This is a genomic window from Mycolicibacterium parafortuitum (genome assembly GCF_002086815.1).
GTDB classification, from domain to species: Bacteria; Actinomycetota; Actinomycetes; order Mycobacteriales; family Mycobacteriaceae; genus Mycobacterium; species Mycobacterium parafortuitum.
The window spans coordinates 179,679-197,580 of record NZ_MVID01000003.1 but is presented as its reverse complement, the minus strand read 5'-3'; the positions used below and the strand labels follow the sequence as shown (position 1 = coordinate 197,580).

Sequence of the window (17,902 nt, the reverse complement as noted above, 5' to 3'; positions counted from 1 at the left end):
GGCTAGGAGACCTTGATCCGGAACTGCGCGACCGCCGACTCGCCGGGCTGCACCTCGCGGTAGCCGCCGCGGCGCAGCGCGTCGGTCGCGGCGGCCATCGGCTCGAAGCACACGACATCGTCGTCGCCGGGCGCGTAGACCTGTGCGGCGGTGTAGCCCTGGTCGAAATGGACCTCGATGCGGCGCCCGCCGCCGGACAGCGCGAACACCGATCCCTCGGGGACCTCGTCGAACCCGTCGTCGATGAACCTGTCGCCGAGCACGTCCGTGGCGGCCGGCCGCTGCTCGACGCGGCCGGTCGGGATACCCCACGCGTTCACCGGCTGATACCGCATCGCCGGGGTCTCGATCTGCCACTGCGCCCGCGGCACACCCGGGAGCTGCAGGTACGGGTGGAACCCGAAACACATCGGCACCCGCGCACCGGTCGTCGCGGTGACCGTCGTCGTCACCGTCAGGGTGCGGTCGGTCAGCGTGATGTCCAGCGTCAGCAGGTGCGGGAACGGGAAGGTCGCCAACAGCGCGGGCCGCGCCGCGAAATCCAGTTCGGCCGTCAGCTGCGACTCCAGCAGCGTGGTCACCGTCCAGTCCCGGTAGCCGCCCAACGTGCCGTGGATCGGCACGCCGTGCTGATCGGTGCGCACCCCGCCGGTACCCGGGGTCAGCGTGACGACCGCGCCGTCCACGCCGTACCCCATGCTGCTCAGCCGATTGGCCCACGGGTACAGGATCGGGATGCCCATGGTTTTGTGGTTGGACACGTAGGCCTGCAGGCCGCGGCGCTGACCGAGTAGTTCGACCCCGTCGTCGGACAGCGACGTCGCGACCATGCCGGCGATCGGGACGTAGGTCGCGGTCAGCGCCGACGACGGATCACGCAGCGTGACGGTTTCGAACTCCTCCATGACAGCGATCCTGCCATGCGGGGCTCAGTCGGCCAGCGGATCGTGCTGGATCCTTTCCGCAGGTGCGCCTTTGGCGATCAGTGCCGCCTTGGTGGCCCGCACCATCTCGGCCCGCCCACACAGCAGGATCTGACGATCGCCCCAGCTGCCGTACCGCGTCACCACCTCGGACAGCAGGCCGGTCTGGCGCACGTGCAGCCCGCGCGGCGGGGTGTTGTCGGGAAAGTCGCCGGCCCACGGCGGGTCGAAGTTCAGCTCCGACACCGGCGTCACCGACAGCCACGGGTTCATCGACGCGAGCTCCCACAGCGTGCGCAGATCGTAGAGCTCGCACGGATACTTCGCGCCGAAGAACAGATGCACGCGCGGGTTCACCGCGTAGCGGGCCAAATCCATGATCAGCGCCCGCAGCGGTGCCAGCCCGGTGCTGCCCGCGACCATCAGCACGTCGCCGCCGTCACGGTCGACATGCATACCGCCGTGCGGATTGGCCAGCCGCCAGCGGTCCCCGGGCCTGGCCTCGCCGACGATGGCGTGGCTGACCATGCCGCCTGGCACGGACCGGACGTGGAACTCCACATGGCCCTGCGGGTCGGCCGGCATCGCCGGGCTCAGGTAACGCCACCGGCGCGGCCACTGCGGCACCTGCACCGGCAGGTACTGCCCCGGGTGGTAGCCCAACGGGTGATCCATCTTCAGCCGCACCACCGCCACGTCGCGGGTGGGCCGCAGGTGTTCGACCACGGTGCCGTCGCAGAACGGGGGAGTGGACTCGGCATCGGCGGCCCCGCTCATCACCTCCACGGCGAGGGTGAACACGTCGGAGACGGCCTCGGCCAGCCGGGCGTTCCACCGGTCGGCCAGCGCGGTGCGCACGGTGGCCAGCAGCGCGTCCTTGACCGCCGCGTAATGCGCCGGGGTGACGCCGTATTTGCGGTGGTCGCGGCCGAGCTGGGCGAGGAACGCGACGGGTTCCTCCGCACGCTGGGCGATCAGCTCGTCGCACAGCCAGCACATCGCGTGCGCGAACGCCCGGCGCTGCGTCGCCATGTCCGGCGGAAACAGGTCGCGGGCGGACAAGTCGGCGGCGAACCACCGCGTGTAGAAGTCGCCGACCAGTTGCTCGGACCCGAGCGCGGGATCGAACGCGTCCCTGAGGATGCGCACCGAGTCGCGGTCTTCGAGTCCCACGCCGGACGATCCTAGGTCAGGAAGCTGTGCTCTTCCCCTGCCGAACAGCGGCGGCCACGGTCAGCGCGAGGCCGAACAGGGCCCAGCAGGCCAGCACCCCGATCGCCATCGTGGCGCCGGCCCCGTCGAATGCCGCCGCCGAGCGCAGCAGCGTCGCGGTCGCGCCCTGCGGCATCAGTTGGCCGAGCTGTCCCCACCCCGACGGCAGCATCTCCGGCGCACTCGCGAGGCCGGACAGCGGGTTGCCGACCAGCAGGGCCAGCGCCGTCCCGACGCCGAGACCGATCCGGCCGAACAGCGAGCCGAGACCGAGCACGGTCAGCGCCGCGGCCGCGATGCCCAGGGCCAGCGCGGCCGACACATCCCAGAAGCCGGTCTCGATCGAGCCGAACACGAACCGCAGCAGCGCCGCGATCGTGACGCCTGCGACGGCGGCGAACACCACCGCCGCGGTCAGGCGCGTCCAGATCTCGCGGGGCAGCGCGAGGACGAGCGCGATGGCGGGCAGGATGCCGGCCAGCGTGATCGGCAGCGCAGATGCGGCCAGCCCGGCGCCGCGGGGATCGCGGGCCGTCGGTGGCGCGAGATCCTCGGTCTGCAACTGCATCCCGGTCTGGCGGCTCAGCTGCGTGCCGATCTGGGTCAGCAACTGCGCGACCATCGGGCTGGCCTGGGTGGCCACCAGCAAGGTGGGCTGCTGCCCTGGCGCGGCGGGAAACGCCTCGCTCGGAAAGACCTCGCTCGGGAACACGATGCCGCCGTAGACATCCCGGTTCCTGATCGCATCGCGCAGTGCCTCCTCGCCGGGGAAGTAGGTCACCTCGAATGCGCCCGGCGCCCTCTCGTCGAGGATGCGGTTCACCTGGCTGCCCGCGGCCTGTGGCCCGGCGGCGCCGATCGGCACGTCGTGCGGGCCGGACTTCACCGCGGGCAGCGCGAACGCGATCGCGACGAGCGCGAGCAGTGCGGTGACGGCGACGACGATGCCCGCCGCGCGCGCGGCGGCGGGTGCCTCGTGGACGGAGAACCGGTGGACGGAGTGCCGGTGACGGGTGGGTGTGTCGGTCGACGTCATGGCGACCCCCTTTTCACTGGTTGTTGAATTTCAGTGTGCCGAGCGTAAGCCTGACCGGGGGTTCAATTCAATAGCTGTTGAAATGCTAGGGTGGCCACGTGCCCCGACCTGCAGAGACGACGCGCCGCCGCGGGAGGCGCAAGGGCGACCCGGTGTCCCGGGACGTCGTGCTCGCCGCGGCGAAGGCGCGCTTCAGCCAGGACGGTTTCGAGAAGACGACCCTGCGCGCGATCGCCGAGGACGCCGGCGTCGACGCGTCGATGGTGCTGTACCTGTTCGGTTCCAAGGAGGAACTGTTCCAGGAGTCGCTGCGGTTGATCCTCGATCCCGAGGTGCTGGTGGCCGCACTGACCGGGGACGAGGGCGACATCGGCACCCGGATGGTGCGGACCTACCTGGGCATCTGGGAGGCGCCGGACAGCGCCGCGACGATGCGCGCGATGCTGTCGTCGGCGACGTCGAACTCCCATGCCCACACCGCGTTCCGGGAGTTCATGCAGCACTACGTGCTGACCGCGGTCTCCGGTGTGCTCGGCGGCGACGAACAGGCCAGGCTGCGCGCGCTGCTGGCCGCCTCCAGCCTGGTGGGCACCGCGATGCTGCGCTATCTGATCGAGGTGCCGCCACTGTCGGAGCTGGCCACCGAGCAGGTGGTGACGCTGGTCGCGCCGACGGTCACGAGGTACCTGACCGCTGACGCCGGCGAACTCGGGCTACCCCAGTAACGCGTGAACGCCCTTGTACAGCACCAGAAGACCGATCACGACCAGGATCACCGCGATCAGCGTCGCGTGCTGGCGCTCCATCCAGACGCGCACCCGGTTCAGCCTCGGGTCCAGACGCTCACCGGAGACGGCGTACGCGAGGATCGGCGCCGCCACCGTCGAGCCGGCCACCAGTACGAACCACAACACCGCCAGCCACACCGCCGGGGCGTCGATGCCTGACGATCCCATCGCCAAACCCGCTGCGGCACAAATGAACAGGACCTTCGGGTTGAGCACGGTCAGCGCTGCCGCGGTCACCGCGGCCTTCCCCGGGGTCAGGGAACCGATCCGCCTCATCCACCCCGGCATGTGTTCAGAGGTCGCGCGCTTGACCCAGCGGTAGACGCCGAACGCGACCAGCGCGACACCGATGACGATGCGCAACCAGGACGCCCACCCCGGCGGCTTGGTGCCGACGCCGCCGAAGAGATTGGACAGCTGCAGGAACACCGCGGTCAACGCGGCCATGCCCAGCAGCCACCCGGCCAGGAATGCCAACCCGGTCGGTCGTGGCCTCGGAGTGCTCAGCACCAGCACCGCGGGAATGACCGACAGAGGGGACAGCGCGATGACGAGACCGAGCGGGATGAGCTCGGTCAGAATGGATCCCCAGGTACCCGACACCCGGAGAACGTAGCAAGCGGCGTCCCCTGCGCGCCGAATGGGGAGCGGCGCGACACGCAGTACCGATGAGTTCGGCGGGGTTCCCCGGTCGGTACCCATGACGAGAAAAGGGGAACCGTATGTCGATCACCCACGTCCTCGCGGTTGTGCACGTCACGGACATCGCCAGGAGCAGGCGCTGGTATGCCGCCCTGTTCGGCAGACCCGAGGACAACAACCCGATGCCGTCGCTGGTCGAGTGGCAGGTATTGCCGGGTGCTTGGGTGCAGATCTTCCACGACCCGGACAGAGCCGGGACGGACGAATGTAACCTCGCAGTCCACGATCTGGAGGAGCACCTCGCCGAACTGCGGGCCCGGGGTGTGGAGCCCGGCGACATCGTCGAGGCGAACAAAGGCGTGCGACTGTCCCGATTCCCGGATCCCGACGGCAACATCATCAGCCTCATCGGTGGGTTCCGGGTCGAGTACTGACGCCCCCGCGCGACCGGCTAATCCGCCCGGATGTTCTCCCGCAGTGTCCTTCCCGGGTAACGGGTCCGGTACCGGCCGCGCCGCTGCAACTCGGGCACCACCAGGTCGACGAACTCCTCGAAGCACCCGGGCGTGTAGGTGGCCAGCAGCATGAAGCCGTCGGCGCCGCCGTCGTCGAGGAAGTTCTCCAGCTGGTCGGCCACCGATTCGGGGGTGCCGATCACCTGCGGCATCGAGAACCGGAACGCGTAGATGTCGGCCGCCTCGGCGACGGTGACCTTCTCACCGGCCCCGGTCGCGACCAACGCGTCCTTGACCCCCTGGATGCCGGGCACCGGGATCTCGTCCAGCGGAGCCGACGGGTCGAAGGTGGAGAAGTCCACGCCCAGTTGACCCGACAGCATCGCCAGCGACGCCTCCGGCCGCAGAAGCGACCGCAGATGTTCGGCCTTCTCCTGTGCCTCGCGCTCGGTTGCCCCGACGATGACCTGCGCCCCGTAGTACAGCTTCACCGACTCCGGGTCGCGTCCGGCCGAGGCGACCCGCGACCGGATGTCGTCGGAGTACGCGCGCATCGAGGCCACCGTCGGCTGGATCGCGAAGATCGCCTCGGCGGTCGACGCCGCGAACTGCCTGCCCGGTTCACTGGCGCCCGCCTGCCACAGCACCGGCCGGCCCTGCGGCGACGGGGCCACGAAATGCCGCGCCCGGCAGCGGAAGTGCTTGCCCTCGAACACGACCTCCCGGATCTTCTCGGGATGGGCATAGATGCCGGTCTCCCGGTCGGCGACCACCGCGTCCGGCTGCCACGAGTCCCACAGTTGGCAGCACAGGTCGACGTACTCGGCGATGCGTTCGTAGCGGATCGAGCGGTCCGGCATCTCCTGGCCGTACGCGGCGAACTCCGACGGCGAGTACGAGCCGACGATGTTCCATGCCACCCGGCCGCCGGAGAGGTGATCGAACGTCGACAACCGGCGGGCCATCGAGTACGGATGCTCGAATGCCGTCGACAACGTCAGGCCGACCCCGAGATGCGTTGTGGCGCCGGTGATGATGGGGGTCAGCGCGGCCGGCTCGTGGGTCGGCGCCTGCACCGCGTACCGGATGGTCGCATTCGAGCTGTCCTCGAACGAGTTGTACGGGGCCAGCTCGTCGGCCAGGAACACCGCGTCGAACAGGCCGCGCTCCAGCGTGCGGGCCAGATGCTCCCAGTACGGCGGCGACGCGTAGTCCCAGCCGACCTTGTCGAGCGGATGCCGCCACATGCCCACGGAGTGACTGCTCACCCCGTGCTGCATGAAGGCCAGGAAATGAGCTTTGCGCTTGGTCTTGGAGGACAAGCCGATCAGTACTCCTGAAGGCTGTCGCGCAGCGTGGTCCCGGGGTAGCGGGTACGGAACCGTCCGCGCCGCTGCAGTTCCGGAACCAGCAGCTCGGTCATGTCGTTGAAGCAGCCCGGCGTATCGGTGGCCAGCATCATGAAGCCGTTGCAGCCGCCCTCGTCGAGGTACTGCTCCATCTGGTCGGCCACATCGGCGGGAGTGCCGACCGCGACCGGCGCGCCCATCGACACACCGTAGATCTGCGCGGCCTCGCGCACCGTGACCGGCGCACCGTCCTTGGCCTCCAGGATCGCGTCGAACAGACCGCGGATCCCCTGCACGTCGGCGTCGACGACGTTGTCGTCCAGTCCGAGCGTGGAGAAGTTGAAACCGGTATGGCCGGACAGGATTCCGAGCGCGCTCTCGATCTGCACCTTCTCGACGAACTCGGCATAGCGGTCGTTGGCCCGCGCCTTGTCGCGGTCGATGACCGTCTGCAGACCGTAGATCAGCTTCACCGACTCGGGGTCGCGGCCGGCATTGTCGGCGCGCGAACGGATGTCGTCGGCGTAGGCCCGCATGCTCTTGGGTGTCGGGAAGATGCCGAACACCGACTCGGCGTGCTTGGCGGCGAAATCGCGGCCCTGCTCCGAGGATCCGGCCTGCCACAGCACCGGCCGCTTCTGCGGCGACGGCGCGACGAAATGGCGGCCCTTCGACGTGAAGAACTCGCCCTGGAAGTCGACCTCCCGAACCTTGGACGGGTCGGCGAACACACCGTTCTCGCGGTCGTAGACGATCGCGTCGTCATCCCAGGAATCCCACAGCTGATAGAGCAGCTGCATGTACTCCTCGACCACCTCGTAGCGCTTGTCGCGCGGCGTCAGGTTGTCCTTGCCCATCGCCTGGAACTCGCTCTTGGAGTACGAGGTCACGATGTTCCAGCCCACCCGGCCGTTGGTCAGGTGGTCCAGCGTCGAGAGCTGACGCGCCATCATGTACGGCGGCACAAAGGACGTCGACAGCGTGATACCGATGCCGAGGTGCTTGGTGAACGCACCGATGATCGGCACCAGCGCCGCCGGTTCGTGCACCGGGCACTGGCCGGCGTACTTGACCACCGGATCGGAGCTGCCCTTGTACGTCGTGTACGGCGCCAGCTCGTCGGCGATGAACATCGCGTCGAACAGCCCGCGTTCCATCGTGCGGCCCAGATCCCGCCAGAATTCCGGACGTGACCAGTGGTAGCCGACCTTGTCCCGCGGGTGCGCCCACATCGTCGACGCGTGGTTCATCACGCCGTGCTGGACGAATCCGAGAAGATGCGCCTTCTTCTTCGCGCTCATGCTGTTGCCTTCCGGTCGATGACGAACGCCGAGATCACCGCGACAGCCGAGCCGATCGCGAGAACCGCTGGGATGTACCAGAACACGGGACTCACACCCAGGAGCACGATCACCGCGGTCGAGGTCACCACGGCCCCGAGTGCCTTCCAGGTGAAGGACCGGTTGTTCTCCTGCTCGAGCCCGGCGGTGTCGATCTCGGCGGGGGCGCCGGACTCCGCGAGTGCCAGCACGTCGCGGCGCACCCGGAAGAACGCCTGCACACCGAGTGTCACGTAGACCACGCCGACGATGCCACCGACCACCACGGCGATCCAGAACGCGATCATCGGACCGGATCCGGTTCAGCCGAAGGGATTTCGGACGGGGCATCGGCGGCGGTGAGCGCCTCGCCGCGGCGCTTGAGCGCGTCGTAGTCGAACTTCTGATTGGACAACAGGCTGATACCGACGGCAGCCACGAGTGAAATCGCCTCCAGGGTGATGATTCCGGGGAGTTCGCCGACGAACTCACGGACGGGATAGCCGATGGCGATCGCCAGCACCAGGCTGGTCACGAACGCCGTCGAGGTCATGCGCTTCCAGAAGATCGCCAGCCCCAGCGGGATGATCAGCGCGGCCTTGAGGAAGTACACGGTGTTGACCAGATCGACATAGTCGATACCGGAGCTCACGACGATGCCGCCGATGACACCGGCCACCAGGATCGAGGCCTTGGTGTAGCGGAACAACGACTTCGGCGCGATGTCGGGCTTGGCGCGCTTGAGGATGTCGACGGCGACGACCGAGGACAGCGCCGAGAACGCGCCATCGATCGACGAGTAGCACGCGTTGAGGATGATCAGCACGTACAGCGCGATCAGCACGATCGGCAGCCCGAGGTGGCTGATCACGTACGGCCCGATGCCTCCGGGGCCGGCGTCGCCGAGATCGTCGAGCGTGACCCCGAATCCGAGGCCGACGAGTCCGAGCAGGCCCAGCACGATCGGGATCGGGTAGAACCACATGCCCGCCCACACGAAGGTGCGTCCGGCGGTCGCGGGCTTGAGGGCCCACGCTTTCTGCCAGAAGGTCTGGTCGGCCATCGTCGAGGCGAGCAGGCCCAGCGCCAGCGAGATGCCGAACGCGGCCGCCGCCGAGCCGTCGAACGCGTCGAGCGTGTTCGCCCCCGCCTCGTCGACCTTCTGGAACACCAGCTCCGGGCCGCCGACCTTCTGCAGCACGTAGAGCACGACGATCGCGGCGGGCACGGTGATCAGCAGCGTGTTGAAGGTCGCGGTGATCGCCGAGGTCCACAGTCCGCCGAAGTACGAGTAGACGGTGACGGTGGCCAGCGTGACGATCAGCACCACGGTCGGGTTGATGCCGAAGATCACGCCCATCACGAGCACCACGCCGAACAGGTTGATGAAGATCTCGGCGAGCAGCCCGAGCAGCATCGCGACCAGCATCACGGTGGTGGCCGGCTTGTTGTGGAAGCGCTCGCGGATGAACTCGACGATCGTGTAGCCGGCCGGCATCTGACGGCGCAGCCGCAGTGCGAACGGCACCATCACCATGACCGCGAGGCCGTTGGGCACCACGAACCAGATCAGGCCGGACGTGCCGAAGCTGAAGGCCTGCGCCGAGGACATCATCACCGCCATCGACCAGGTCCACACCGCGATGACCGAGCCGACGCCGAAGCCGAAGCCGATCCGGCGGTCCGCGATGACGAAGTCGTGGGTGTTCTTGACCATCGAGCGGACGGTGAACGCGACGGCGAACATGAAGACGCCCAAGCCCAGCATCAGCGCGAAGCCGATACCGGGCGAGAGGTCGGACGGGTGGAACACGGGAGCACTCCTGGAATGAGGGCGAGAGTCGCGCAGCGGGCGAAGGGGATGCTGCGGGCGCGCAGCGCTGGGCACCCGCCGCGGTTAAGCGGCTGCGTCAGCTTCGACGGAGTGAGCGCTCAAGAAAAGAATTGAATTCAATGTGAGCGAAATTGCCGCGCGCGTTGTACCAGGGGTCTAGGTGCCCTCGAACTCGTTCTGGCCCAGGGTCTCGACGAACCGCGGGCCGATCAGCTCCAGTTCGCGCGCGTAGTCGGGTGCCCACGTGCCGAACGGGTGATGGGCCAGGTACTCGTTGCGGAACCGGTCGTCCTCGGACACCTCGGTGGTGCAGAACGACGGGATGGCCAGGTCGACGACGGGTGTGTTGCGTTCCACCTCGGCGAGGACCAGCGGTGCGTTGCCGGCGAGGAACCGGTCGATGACCCAGCCGTCCTCACCCAGCCACACCGACGACCGGATCTTGAGGATCACGTGCGCGGCCCGTGACACGATCTGCCCGGCGACGAGCGGGTCCAGTTCGCGTTCGGCCTCGTAGCGGGTGCCGCCCGCGGCCGGACCCTTCGCGGTCATGGTGCCGATCGCGTCGTCGACGAGTGCGCTGACCAACTCCGCGGGGGTGCCGTCGAGGTCGACGGGTGCGCGTCCCTGCAGGCGCACCCGCACCGCGTAGCCGTCGGCGGCGAACAGATATGCCTGCGCGATCAGGGCCGGACTCGGGTCGGACGCCGCGACGGCGGGCATGTCAGCGACGAAGAACTTGCGTTCGAACTCGAAGTCACCGAAGCCGGAATCGGACATACGGCGACGTTAACTCCTCGGCGGCCGCGGCGGTGGACCTCGCGTTCGTGTCCACATCCCAACATCTGGTAAAACTTTCTAGAGTTGAGCGGAACAGACTCAACCTTGACTGCGTTGCTAGAGGGGACAAGCATTCGAAGGGCCTGCTGTGCAGCCCTCCATACCTGAAAGGGAGGTGTCGTGGACTCGTTCAATCCGACGACCAAGACCCAGGCGGCTCTGACTTCGGCGCTGCAGGCGGCCACCGCCGCGGGCAACCCGCAGATCACGCCCGCTCACCTGTTGATGGCGCTGCTGACGCAGAACGATGGCATCGCCGCCCCGCTGTTGGAGGCCGTCGGCGTCGACCCCGCGACCATCCGCGCGGAAACGCAGCGTCTGCTCGACCGGTTGCCCAGCGTGACCGGATCGAATTCGCAGCCGCAACTGGCTCCGCAGGCGATCGCCGCGATCACCGCGGCAACTCACCTCGCGACCGAGATGGACGACGAGTACGTCTCCACCGAGCACCTGATGTTCGGCCTCGCGTCCGGGGACGCCGACGTCGCCAAGCTGCTCACCAGCCACGGTGCGTCGCCGCAGGCGCTGCGCGAGGCGTTCGTCAAGGTGCGCGGCAGCGCCCGGGTCACCAACCCGGACCCCGAGGGCAGTTACCAGGCGCTGGAGAAGTACTCCACCGATCTGACCGCGCGCGCCAAGGAAGGCAAGCTCGACCCGGTCATCGGCCGCGATCACGAGATCCGGCGCGTGGTGCAGGTGCTGAGCCGCCGTACCAAGAACAACCCGGTGCTCATCGGTGAACCCGGTGTCGGCAAGACCGCGATCGTCGAGGGCCTGGCCCAGCGCATCGTCGCCGGCGACGTTCCGGAGAGCCTGCGCGACAAGACGGTCGTGTCGCTGGATCTCGGCTCGATGGTGGCCGGCGCGAAGTACCGCGGTGAGTTCGAGGAGCGCCTGAAGGCCGTCCTCGACGACATCAAGAACTCGGCCGGACAGATCATCACCTTCATCGACGAGCTGCACACCATCGTCGGCGCGGGCGCGACCGGTGAATCGGCGATGGACGCGGGCAACATGATCAAGCCGATGCTGGCCCGCGGTGAACTGCGGCTGGTCGGCGCGACCACCCTCGACGAGTACCGCAAGTACATCGAGAAGGACGCCGCACTGGAACGCCGCTTCCAGCAGGTGCTGGTCGGCGAGCCGTCCGTCGAGGACACCGTCGGCATCCTGCGCGGCCTCAAGGAGCGCTACGAGGTGCACCACGGTGTGCGCATCACCGACTCCGCGCTGGTCGCGGCGGCCGCCCTCAGCGACCGCTACATCACCAGCCGCTTCCTGCCGGACAAGGCCATCGACCTCGTCGACGAGGCCGCGTCTCGGCTGCGCATGGAGATCGACTCCCGGCCCGTCGAGATCGACGAGGTCGAGCGGTTGGTCCGCCGTCTCGAGATCGAGGAGATGGCGCTGGCCAAGGAGGAGGACGCCGCGTCGAAGGACCGGCTGGAGAAGCTGCGCGCCGAACTGGCCGACAAGAAGGAAGAGTTGGCCGAGCTGACCACGCGCTGGCAGAACGAGAAGGGCGCCATCGATGTGGTGCGCGAACTCAAGGAACAGCTGGAGGATCTGCGCGGTGCGGCCGACCGGGCCGAACGCGACGGTGATCTGGCCAAGGCCGCCGAGCTGCGCTACGGCCGTATCCCGGAGGTCGAGAAGAAGCTCGACGCCGCACTTCCGCAGGCCGAGGCCCGCGAGAACGTGATGCTCAAGGAAGAGGTCGGCCCCGACGACATCGCCGAGGTGGTGGAGGCGTGGACCGGTATCCCGTCCGGCCGGATGCTCGAAGGCGAGACCGCCAAGCTGCTGCGCATGGAGGAGGAGCTGGGCAAGCGGGTCGTCGGGCAGCGCAAGGCCGTGCAGGCGGTCTCGGATGCGGTGCGTCGCTCGCGTGCCGGTGTCGCCGACCCGAATCGGCCCACGGGCTCGTTCATGTTCCTGGGCCCGACCGGCGTCGGTAAGACCGAGCTGGCCAAGGCGCTGGCGGAGTTCCTGTTCGACGACGAACGCGCGATGGTCCGCATCGACATGAGCGAGTACGGCGAGAAGCACTCGGTGGCCCGGCTGGTCGGTGCCCCGCCCGGATACGTCGGATACGACCAGGGTGGTCAGCTGACCGAGGCGGTGCGGCGGCGCCCGTACACGGTGATCCTGTTCGACGAAATTGAAAAGGCTCACCCGGATGTGTTCGACGTGCTGCTGCAGGTCCTCGACGAGGGCAGGCTGACCGACGGTCAGGGCCGCACGGTCGACTTCCGCAACACCATCCTGATCCTGACGTCCAACCTGGGCGCCGGCGGTTCCGAGGAGCAGGTGATGGCCGCGGTGCGGTCGGCGTTCAAGCCGGAGTTCATCAACCGGCTCGACGACGTGATCATGTTCGACGCTCTGAACCCGGAGCAGCTGGTGTCGATCGTCGACATCCAGCTGGAGCAGCTGGCCAAGCGGCTGGCTCAGCGTCGCCTGACGCTGGAGGTGTCGCTGCCCGCCAAGAAGTGGCTGTCCGAGCGCGGGTTCGACCCGCTCTACGGGGCGCGGCCGCTGCGTCGGCTGGTGCAGAAGGCCATCGGTGATCAGCTGGCCAAGATGCTGCTGGCAGGAGAGGTGCACGACGGTGACGTGGTGCCGGTGAACGTCAGCGCGGACGGAGAATCGCTGGTTCTGGGCTGAGCGCTTGCGCGAAGACCCCGTCACACTTCGGTGTGGCGGGGTTTTTCGCGTCCCGATCGCGCCAGAGTGCGTCCAGGGCGTGATCGAGCGAAGAATGGCGATCTGAGCGCACTCTCGCGGGCCGGTTCGACCCGGTGACAAGTTGTGATCGGCTCGAGTTCTCGGTTCGGCGGGCCGAGAAGTTACTCTTAGGGCAATGGTCCCGCTTTGGTTCACGCTGTCCGCACTCTGTTTCGTGGGTGCGGCCGTCTTGCTGTACATCGACCTCGACCGCCGCCGCGGACTCGGGCGTCGCCGCAAGTCGTGGGCCAAATCGCACGGCTTCGACTACGAGCGCGAATCCGGCGAGATCGTGCAGCGCTGGAAGCGCGGCGTGATGTCGACCGTCGGAGACGTCACCGCCAGGAATGTGGTGCTCGGTCAGATCCGCGGCGAGGCCGTGTTCATCTTCGACCTCGACGACGTCGCGACCGTGATCGCGCTGCACCGCAAGGTCGGCACCAACGTCACCGTCGACATGCGGCTCAAGGGCCTCAAGGAGCCGCAGGAGAACGACATCTGGCTGCTCGGCGCGATCGGGCCGCGGATGGTGTACTCCACGAATCTGGACGCGGCGCGGCGTGCCTGCGACCGCCGGATGGTCACGTTCGCCCACACCGCGCCGGACGTCGCCGAGATCATGTGGAACGAAGGCAACTGGACGCTGATCAGCATGCCGGTCACCAGCACCCGCGCTCAGTGGGATGAAGGCCTGCGCACCGTGCGGCAGTTCAACGATCTGCTGCGGGTGCTGCCGCCGGTCCCGACCGCCGCCACCGGGCAGCCCGTCGCACGCCGTACCGGCTCCCCGAGCCGTCCGCTGACCCCGGCTCCCGCGGGCCGCGACGTGCCGCCGCCGGGACCGGTGCGCCGCCCCGCGCCGCAGCCGGCGCCGCCGAACGGGCGGCAGTCGCCCAACTATCAGCGATAAGTATTCTCTGGGACATGTCCCGTCCCGTCGCCCTGATCACCGGACCGACGTCCGGGCTCGGCGAGGGATTCGCCCGGCGCTACGCCGTCGACGGCCATGACCTGGTGCTGGTCGCCAGGGATGCGACCCGGCTCGAGACACTCGCCGCCGAGCTTCGCGATGAGGCCGGCGCCGGTGTCGAGGTGATCCGCGCCGATCTCGCCGACGCCGACGACCGTGCGGCGGTGTGCGAGCGGCTGCGGGCCGGCGTGCAGGTGCTGGTGAACAACGCCGGCTTCGGCACCTCTGGGGAGTTCTGGACGGCCGATTACGACGTGCTGCAGGCCCAGCTCGACGTCAACGTCACCGCGGTCATGCAGCTCACGCACGCCGCCCTGCCGTCGATGATCGAGGCAGGCCGGGGCACGGTGCTCAACGTCGCCAGCGTCGCGGGTCTGCTGCCCGGCCGGGGCTCGACGTACTCGGCGTCCAAGGCGTGGGTGGTGTCGTTCACCGAGGGTCTCGCCAACGGCCTGACCGGCACCGGCGTCGGGGTGCACGCATTGTGCCCCGGGTTCGTGCGCACCGAGTTTCACGCCCGCGCCGGTATCGACATGGCGGGCACCGCGCCGTTCCTGTGGCTGGAAGTCGACGAGGTGGTCCGCGAGACCATGGCCGACATCGCCAAGGGCAAGGTGGTCATCATCCCGGGCCTGCAGTACAAGGCGCTCACCACCGGCGGGCGGCTGGTGCCCCGGAACGTCGTGCGCAGCCTGACCAGAGTGGTCGGCAAGGGCCGTGGGCGGACCTGAGGGCCTGTGCGCGTAATCGCCATCCTGGCGGCGATCGTGTTCGCCGTGACGTCCTGTTCCGGTGACGCCGCCGACCGCCGTGACGTGTTCTCCGCCCAGACCGTGACGATCGGGGAAGCGCTGCCGCTGCTCGGCTGGAACATGTCGGTGGCGAACCTGCGCTTCGAGGCCGAGCACGTCCTCGTCGACGTGGACGCGTCCGTCGCCGCGGAGGGGGAGCCGCACGCCGCGCCCGAGGACATCCGGTTCGGCCTGTACGGCGCGCTCGCCCACCCGCTGGAGGCGAACGGGATCGGTGGTTGTCAGGACGTGACAACCCTTGACATCAAACCGCTTTCGGCGCCGACGCCGGACCGGATGACCGGTACGGTGTGCATCGGGCCGCTGCGGGACCAGTCGCAGGTGCGCGGCATCTACGCGTACTCGCCGCGCGAGCGCACACCCGGGACCACCGTGGCCTATCCGGCCGCGTTCCCGGTCGGGCTGCCCCCGGCGACCGGCGACGACGCCGGCCTGGCGGTCAAGACCACGAGTGTCGACGCCTTCCGTGCCGACGGGGCGCAACTGGCCCCGGCCGCGCTCGGCGACCCGGCCGCGTTCCAGGGCCAGGGTTACATGCTGCTCGGCCTCGAGATCACCGGCCTGACAGAGCGTTACCGCGACGAGTCGGCGCAGCGCGGTGGCCCGATGATGGTGTTCACCTCGCCGACCCGGCAAGGCAGGGGTCTGAGCCGGGCGTGCGACGTGTACGGCTCCTCGGTGCTGGTGCTGCCCGACGAGTCGCGCGACGGCGTCCACGTCAACGTGTCGCTGTGCACGCAGGGCGAGATCAACCACGCACTGCTCTACGCGACGGTGTCGCTGGCGGGCACCCGTGCCGGGCTGTGGACCACCTCCGATGACTGAGCCACCCGACGAGCTCCCCGGCCCCACCGAATGGGGTGGCGGAACGGGCGTCGGACCGTGGCCGGGCCCGCTGCCCGACGACCCGCGCTACGACCGGGAGCTGTTGCGCGCGGGGGACACCCGCAACGTCGTCGACGCGTACCGGTACTGGACGCGGGAGGCGATCATCGCCGACATCGACACCCGCAGGCACCCGTTGCACGTCGCGATCGAGAACTTCGGAAACGACGCGAACATCGGCGGGGTGGTGCGCACGGCCAACGCGTTCGCCGTGGACACCGTGCACATCGTCGGCAGGCGGCGCTGGAACCGGCGCGGCGCGATGGTGACCGACCGCTACCAACGGCTTCGCCATCACGACAGCACCGCCGAACTCCTCGAGTTCGCCGCGGGCGCCGGGCTGTGCACCGTCGCCGTGGACAACGTCCCCGGTGCGGCCCGCCTCGAAGAGGTCAGCCTGCCCCGAGACTGCCTGCTGATCTTCGGTCAGGAAGGGCCCGGCATCACGGACGACGCGAAAGACGGTGCCGCGCTAACGGTTTCGATCGCCCAGTTCGGGTCCACCCGCTCCATCAACGCCTCCGTCGCCGCAGGCATCGTGATGCACGCCTGGATCCGCGAGCACGCCGACCTCGACAGCGCCTGGTGAGGCGGCGGCCGCGGCCGGGCGCAGCACCCACCAGACCGCGACCGCGGCGGTCAGCATCAGCGCGGCGCCCACGCCGGCGGACACCGTCAGGCCGTGCGTGAACGACGTTTTCGCGGCATCGAGCAGCGCGCCCTGCTGATCGGCCGGAAGGGTGTGCGCCACCTGGATCGCGCTCGGCAGCGAATCGCGTGCCTTCTCCGCCGCCGCGGCGGGGATCCCCGGCGCGACCACGACGGTGCGGTACACCGCGGTCAGGATCGAGCCCAGCAGCGCGATACCCAGGGCCATACCGAGTTCGTAGGCGGTCTCGGAGACCGCCGCGGCCGCGCCCGCCCGTTCCTTCGGCACCGTCGTCAGGATGATGTCGCTGGCGACGGTGAACGCCAGGCCGAGACCGACGCCGACGACGAACAGCGAAACACCCAGCGGGGCATACGGAGTCAGGGGTGCGAATACGATCAGCGAGGTCATCAGCGCGGCCATCGCGACGCCGACGAGTGCCAGTCCCGCGGCGAGCACGCTGCGGTGCGAGAAGTAGCGCACCGCGACACCGGCGAGCACGCCGAACACCATCGCGGTCACCGCGGCGGGCAGTTCTGCCAGCCCGGCCTTCAGCGGGCCGTACCCGTGCACGAGCTGGAAGTACTGCGACAGGAAGAACACCAGACCCGACAGTCCGAGCACCGCCAGCAGGTTCGCCGCAACCACCCCGGAGAAGCGCGGGTTCGCGAGCAGTCGCACGTCGATCAGCGGATGCGGCAGCCGCAACTGGCGGCGCACGAACAGCGTCAGCGCGATCACGCCGAGCACCGCCGCCGCCGGGACCTCGATGCCGATGCCGTGGGAGAACCCGGTGAGGCCCTCCTTGAGCGCGTAGACGACGCCGAGGATGCCGAGCATCGACAACACCACGCTGGGCAGGTCCCAGGGCCCGGGATCGGTGGTGCGGTGCTCGGGCAGCAGCACCAGCCCGCCGGCGAGCAGCACCACCATCACCGGGATGTTGATCAGGAACACCGACCCCCACCAGAAGTGTTCCAGCAGAACGCCTCCGACCACCGGGCCGAGGGCCGCCCCGGCCGAGAACGCCGCGGCCCAGATCCCGACCGCGACACTGCGTTCGCGCTCGTCGGGGAACAGGCCGCGGATCAGCGCGAGGGTCGACGGCGCCAGCGTCGCACCCGCCACGCCGAGCAGGCCGCGGGTCGCGATCAGCGCCTCCGGGCTGCCCGCGTACGCGGTCAGGGCCGAGGCTGCCGCGAATGCCGTTGCGCCGCAAAGCAGTAGCCGTTTGTGGCCGATCCGGTCGCCGAGGCTGCCCATGCTGATCAGCAGCGAGGCGAGCACGAACGAATAGATGTCGCCGACCCACAGCAGCTGGGTCGCGGTGGTGCCCAGGTCGGCGCTGATGAACGGGGTGGCCAGCGAGAGCACCGTGCCGTCGATGCCGATGATCAGCACGGCCAGGGTCAGCACGCCGAGGGCGAACCACCTTCTGCTCATGTCTTCACTCCGTGAAGG

17 protein-coding genes are annotated in these 17,902 nt (G+C 68.8%); 7 read left to right on the top strand and 10 right to left on the bottom strand.

All coding sequences use genetic code 11. The features are described 5' to 3' along the window. Nucleotides 1-2: 2 nt before the first annotated feature. The 3 genes from BST38_RS05775 to BST38_RS05765 are packed head-to-tail and all read right to left on the bottom strand — an operon-like array spanning nucleotide 3 to nucleotide 3,171. On the bottom strand, nucleotides 3-905 hold the full coding sequence (locus BST38_RS05775) for an aldose 1-epimerase (RefSeq protein ID WP_083142294.1): 903 nt from the start codon (nucleotides 903-905) through the stop codon (nucleotides 3-5). Between the two features lie 24 nt (nucleotides 906-929). Further along, nucleotides 930-2,096: an FAD-binding oxidoreductase gene (locus tag BST38_RS05770; RefSeq protein ID WP_083142293.1), complete on the bottom strand. Its 1,167-nt coding sequence runs from the start codon at nucleotides 2,094-2,096 to the stop codon at nucleotides 930-932. Between the two features lie 16 nt (nucleotides 2,097-2,112). After that, nucleotides 2,113-3,171, bottom strand: a complete 1,059-nt coding sequence (locus BST38_RS05765; protein WP_083142292.1) for a hypothetical protein — start codon at nucleotides 3,169-3,171, stop codon at nucleotides 2,113-2,115. Between the two features lie 98 nt (nucleotides 3,172-3,269). On the opposite strand from BST38_RS05765, the gene BST38_RS05760 reads away from it, so the two are divergent. Next, nucleotides 3,270-3,896: a TetR/AcrR family transcriptional regulator gene (locus BST38_RS05760; RefSeq protein ID WP_083142291.1), complete on the top strand. Its 627-nt coding sequence runs from the start codon at nucleotides 3,270-3,272 to the stop codon at nucleotides 3,894-3,896. Here the strand turns inward: BST38_RS05760 and BST38_RS05755 are convergent. Continuing rightward, nucleotides 3,885-4,562 carry a GAP family protein gene (locus tag BST38_RS05755; RefSeq protein WP_083142290.1) on the bottom strand — a complete coding sequence of 226 codons (678 nt, stop codon included), beginning with the start codon at nucleotides 4,560-4,562 and terminating at the stop codon, nucleotides 3,885-3,887. The two genes, BST38_RS05760 and BST38_RS05755, sit on opposite strands and share 12 nt — an antisense overlap. 119 nt (nucleotides 4,563-4,681) lie before the next feature. Here BST38_RS05755 and BST38_RS05750 point away from each other — a divergent pair, with 119 nt between their 5' ends. Beyond that, nucleotides 4,682-5,035 carry a VOC family protein gene (locus BST38_RS05750; protein ID WP_083142289.1) on the top strand — a complete coding sequence of 118 codons (354 nt, stop codon included), beginning with the start codon at nucleotides 4,682-4,684 and terminating at the stop codon, nucleotides 5,033-5,035. A gap of 17 nt (nucleotides 5,036-5,052) precedes the next feature. Here the strand turns inward: BST38_RS05750 and BST38_RS05745 are convergent, their stop codons facing one another. From BST38_RS05745 to BST38_RS05725, 5 genes are all read right to left on the bottom strand, one after another. After that, entirely contained in the window at nucleotides 5,053-6,336 is a 1,284-nt protein-coding gene (locus BST38_RS05745; protein WP_181792096.1) for an LLM class flavin-dependent oxidoreductase, read from the bottom strand. 47 nt (nucleotides 6,337-6,383) lie between these two features. Beyond that, the gene (locus tag BST38_RS05740; RefSeq protein ID WP_083142287.1) at nucleotides 6,384-7,706 is read right to left on the bottom strand and encodes an LLM class flavin-dependent oxidoreductase; all 1,323 of its coding nucleotides are present in this window, start codon (nucleotides 7,704-7,706) and stop codon (nucleotides 6,384-6,386) included. Continuing rightward, nucleotides 7,703-8,032, bottom strand: coding sequence for a hypothetical protein (locus BST38_RS05735; protein WP_083142286.1), 330 nt, complete (start codon nucleotides 8,030-8,032; stop codon nucleotides 7,703-7,705). The genes BST38_RS05740 and BST38_RS05735 overlap by 4 nt, the downstream gene beginning before the upstream one ends. After that, nucleotides 8,029-9,537 carry a sodium:solute symporter family protein gene (locus BST38_RS05730; RefSeq protein WP_181791991.1) on the bottom strand — a complete coding sequence of 503 codons (1,509 nt, stop codon included), beginning with the start codon at nucleotides 9,535-9,537 and terminating at the stop codon, nucleotides 8,029-8,031. The genes BST38_RS05735 and BST38_RS05730 overlap by 4 nt, the downstream gene beginning before the upstream one ends. A gap of 177 nt (nucleotides 9,538-9,714) precedes the next feature. Beyond that, nucleotides 9,715-10,338 (bottom strand): CYTH domain-containing protein, encoded by a 624-nt coding sequence (locus BST38_RS05725; RefSeq protein ID WP_083142285.1) that lies wholly within the window; start codon nucleotides 10,336-10,338, stop codon nucleotides 9,715-9,717. 180 nt (nucleotides 10,339-10,518) lie between these two features. Here BST38_RS05725 and clpB point away from each other — a divergent pair, with 180 nt between their 5' ends. The 5 genes from clpB to BST38_RS05700 all read left to right on the top strand — a co-directional run bounded on the left by clpB (nucleotide 10,519) and on the right by BST38_RS05700 (nucleotide 16,381). After that, nucleotides 10,519-13,065 (top strand): ATP-dependent chaperone ClpB, encoded by a 2,547-nt coding sequence (gene clpB / locus BST38_RS05720; RefSeq protein ID WP_083142284.1) that lies wholly within the window; start codon nucleotides 10,519-10,521, stop codon nucleotides 13,063-13,065. A 196-nt stretch (nucleotides 13,066-13,261) separates the two neighbouring features. Continuing rightward, nucleotides 13,262-14,035 carry a trehalose monomycolate transport factor TtfA gene (gene ttfA / locus BST38_RS05715; RefSeq protein ID WP_083142283.1) on the top strand — a complete coding sequence of 258 codons (774 nt, stop codon included), beginning with the start codon at nucleotides 13,262-13,264 and terminating at the stop codon, nucleotides 14,033-14,035. A 14-nt stretch (nucleotides 14,036-14,049) separates the two neighbouring features. After that, the gene (locus BST38_RS05710; RefSeq protein ID WP_083142282.1) at nucleotides 14,050-14,826 is read left to right on the top strand and encodes an SDR family NAD(P)-dependent oxidoreductase; all 777 of its coding nucleotides are present in this window, start codon (nucleotides 14,050-14,052) and stop codon (nucleotides 14,824-14,826) included. A gap of 6 nt (nucleotides 14,827-14,832) precedes the next feature. Continuing rightward, entirely contained in the window at nucleotides 14,833-15,732 is a 900-nt protein-coding gene (locus BST38_RS05705; protein WP_083142281.1) for a hypothetical protein, read from the top strand. Continuing rightward, nucleotides 15,725-16,381 (top strand): TrmH family RNA methyltransferase, encoded by a 657-nt coding sequence (locus BST38_RS05700; RefSeq protein WP_083142280.1) that lies wholly within the window; start codon nucleotides 15,725-15,727, stop codon nucleotides 16,379-16,381. Before BST38_RS05705 ends, BST38_RS05700 begins: the two co-directional genes overlap by 8 nt. Here the strand turns inward: BST38_RS05700 and BST38_RS05695 are convergent. Then, nucleotides 16,265-17,884 (bottom strand): MFS transporter, encoded by a 1,620-nt coding sequence (locus tag BST38_RS05695; RefSeq protein ID WP_133057208.1) that lies wholly within the window; start codon nucleotides 17,882-17,884, stop codon nucleotides 16,265-16,267. The genes BST38_RS05700 and BST38_RS05695 overlap by 117 nt on opposite strands. Between the last annotated feature and the right edge of the window lie 18 nt (nucleotides 17,885-17,902).